The following is a 3,154-nucleotide window of genomic DNA, read 5'->3' as shown; positions in this document are numbered from 1 at the left end:
GTGCTGGCGCCGGCCGCGTGCCCACGTTATCTAGGGCGTGTGATTCGTAACGTCGACCTGTCCAGGCCTACGCCGCTGTGGATGGTTGAGCGCCTGCGTCGTGCCGATGTGCGCAGCATCGATGCTGCCGTCGACATCACCAACTACGTGATGCTGGAGCTGGGTCAGCCGCTTCACCGCCTACTCCAACAATAAAAAGAGAACCCGAAGATGCCCGTACCCGATCCGTTCCGCGAAGGCATGGCCCGAGGCTGGAAAACCTACAATGGCTCGCAACTGACCCAGGACCTGGCACTCGAAGCGGACGTGGCGATCATCGGCAGCGGAGCCGGCGGCGGCACCACGGCTGAAATCCTCAGCGCAGCCGGCTACAAAGTGCTGCTGATCGAGGAAGGCCCGCTCAAGACCAGCAGCGACTTCAAGCTGCTCGAAGACCAAGCCTACAGCAGCCTTTATCAGGAAGGCATCGGCCGCATGAGCAAGGACGGCGCGATCACCATCCTCCAGGGCCGGGCGGTGGGCGGCACCACGCTGATCAACTGGACTTCCAGTTTCCGCACTCCGGAACCGACCCTGGAACACTGGGCCAAAGAGCACAACGTCAAGGGCCATAGCCCGGCGGAAATGGCGCCGTGGTTCGAAAAAATGGAGCAACGCCTGGGCGTCGCGCCGTGGATGGTGCCGCCCAACGCCAACAATGATGTGATCCGCAAGGGCTGCGAAGCACTGAATTACTCGTGGCATGTCATCCCGCGCAACGTTCGCGGCTGCTGGAACCTCGGCTACTGCGGCATGGGCTGCCCGACCAACGCCAAGCAATCGATGATGGTTACGACCATTCCGGCGACCCTGGAAAAAGGTGGCGAGCTGCTTTACCTGGCCCGCGCCGAAAAACTTAACATCAGCGGTGACAAGGTCACCGGCCTGCAATGTTCGGCGATGGATGAACGCTGCGTCGCACCGACCGGGCGCACCATCACGGTCAAGGCGCGGCATTTCGTGCTGTCCGGTGGCGGCATCAACAGCCCGGCCTTGCTGATGCGCTCCGGGGCACCCGACCCGCACAAGCGCCTGGGAAAACGCACCTTCCTGCACCCGGTGAACATGTCCGCCGCGTTGTTCGACGAAGTGGTCAACCCGTTCTACGGCGCGCCGCAGTCGATTTATTCCGACCATTTCCAATGGCAGGACGGCACCACCGGCAAGATGTCCTACAAACTGGAAGTCCCGCCCCTGCACCCGGCGCTGGCCACAACACTGCTCGGCGGGTTCGGCCAGGAGAATTCGCAACACATGGCCAATCTGCCGCATACCCACGCCATGCTGGCTTTACTGCGGGACGGCTTTCACCCGGACAGCCCCGGTGGCAGCGTCGAATTGCGCAGCGATGACACACCGGTGCTGGATTATCAGCTCTCGCCTTACGCCTGGGATGGATTGCGCCGGGCGTTCCATACCATGGCCGAGATCCAGTTTGCCGGTGGCGCCAAGGCCGTGATGCCGATGCACGCCGACGCCCGCTACGTGAAGACCCTCGCCGAAGCGCGCACGCTGATCGACGGCCTGAGCCTGGAGCTGTATCGCACACGCCTGGGCAGTGCCCATGTGATGGGCGGTTGTGCCATGGGTGAAGACCCGACAATCGCGGTGACCGACAGCCTCGGCCGGCATCATCAACTGGGCAATCTGTCGATTCACGACGGCTCGCTGTTCCCCACTAGCATTGGCGCCAACCCGCAGCTGTCGGTCTACGGACTGACGGCACAACTGGCGACATCCCTGGCCGAACGTTTAAAAAAACCATGAAAATAACGATAATTCCCATCGTCTATAGTGCTTTCTTACCCAACAGGCGACTTGGCCGACCGGGAAGGCTGCGATACCATCCGACTCCCCAACGGATTCCCGCCAGGACGACGCGATGAACCGAGTGTTGTACCCAGGTACCTTCGACCCTATTACCAAGGGCCATGGCGATCTGGTCGAACGCGCCTCGCGCCTGTTCGATCACGTGATCATTGCCGTTGCCGCGAGCCCCAAGAAAAACCCGTTGTTTCCTATGGAACAACGGGTAGAACTGGCGCGCGAGGTCACTAAACATCTGCCGAACGTTGAAGTCGTCGGTTTCTCGACGCTGCTGGCGCACTTCGCCAAAGAGCAGAACGCCAACGTGTTCCTGCGTGGTTTGCGCGCGGTGTCAGACTTCGAATACGAATTCCAGCTGGCCAACATGAACCGCCAACTGGCGCCGGATGTGGAAAGCCTGTTCCTGACCCCGTCCGAACGCTACTCGTTCATTTCCTCGACGCTGGTCCGTGAAATCGCAGCCCTGGGCGGCGATATCACCAAGTTCGTGCACCCTGTGGTGGCGGATGCCCTGACCGAACGCTTCAAGAAATAACCCCCCCGCAAACTGTAGGAGCGAGCCTGCTCGCGATGGACGTCAACGATAACGCGGGAAACCTGACACCCCCCGGCGTTCTCGGGTTCATCGCCAGCAGGCTGGCTCCTACAGTACGTCGCACCTGCGTGCAACGCAGGCGCCAATGCGGCACAATTGTGCGCATTGGTTTATTGCGCCCGGGCTTGCCGCCCCGGCTGGAGTTAGCATGTCCCTGATCATCACCGACGATTGCATCAACTGCGACGTCTGCGAACCCGAGTGCCCGAACGCCGCCATTTCCCAAGGCGAAGAGATCTACGTGATCGACCCGAACCTGTGCACCCAGTGCGTCGGCCACTACGACGAACCGCAGTGCCAGCAAGTCTGCCCGGTGGATTGCATTCCACTGGACGAAGCTCATCCGGAGACTGAAGAACAGTTGATGGAGAAGTACCGGAAAATTACCGGTAAGGCTTGAATGATGTAGTGCTCTTTCGGGCCTCATCGCGAGCAAGCTCGCTCCCACAGGGGTTTGTGAACGACACAGATCCAGTGTGGGAGCGAGCTTGATCGCGATTAGGCCCGAAAGAGCACTACATCATTCAAGCCTTACCGGTAATTTTACGGTACTTCTCAATCAACTGTTCTTCAGTCTCCGAATGAGCTTAGTCCATTGTAATGCAATCCACCGGGCAGACTAGCTTGCACTGCGGTTCTTCGTAGTGGCCGACGCACTGGGTCCACAGGTACGCGACGATCACTCACTCTTAT

3 protein-coding genes and 2 pseudogenes are annotated in these 3,154 nt (G+C 60.1%); 4 read left to right on the top strand and 1 reads right to left on the bottom strand.

Annotated features, from left to right (window positions below):
- The 4 genes and pseudogenes from AC1DRN_RS29750 to AC1DRN_RS29735 form a co-directional block, all read left to right on the top strand.
- Window positions 1-177: pseudogene (locus AC1DRN_RS29750) on the top strand (phenylalanine--tRNA ligase beta subunit-related protein); the annotation flags it as partial.
- A gap of 33 nt (window positions 178-210) precedes the next feature.
- Window positions 211-1,806 carry a GMC family oxidoreductase gene (locus AC1DRN_RS29745; RefSeq protein ID WP_223456649.1) on the top strand — a complete coding sequence of 532 codons (1,596 nt, stop codon included), beginning with the start codon at window positions 211-213 and terminating at the stop codon, window positions 1,804-1,806.
- A 115-nt stretch (window positions 1,807-1,921) separates the two neighbouring features.
- Window positions 1,922-2,401, top strand: coding sequence for a pantetheine-phosphate adenylyltransferase (gene coaD, locus AC1DRN_RS29740; RefSeq protein WP_223455913.1), 480 nt, complete (start codon window positions 1,922-1,924; stop codon window positions 2,399-2,401).
- Window positions 2,402-2,609: 208 nt separating this feature from the next.
- Entirely contained in the window at window positions 2,610-2,861 is a 252-nt protein-coding gene (locus AC1DRN_RS29735; protein WP_003195146.1) for a YfhL family 4Fe-4S dicluster ferredoxin, read from the top strand.
- A 190-nt stretch (window positions 2,862-3,051) separates the two neighbouring features.
- Here AC1DRN_RS29735 and AC1DRN_RS29730 read toward each other — a convergent pair.
- A pseudogene (locus AC1DRN_RS29730) lies at window positions 3,052-3,144 on the bottom strand (YfhL family 4Fe-4S dicluster ferredoxin); the annotation flags it as partial.
- Window positions 3,145-3,154: the final 10 nt, after the last annotated feature.

The sequence above is a fragment of the Pseudomonas sp. P5_B3 genome (assembly GCF_056400405.1).
Note: the sequence above shows the minus strand (reverse complement) of the source record. Positions and strands in the feature narration are given on the sequence as shown.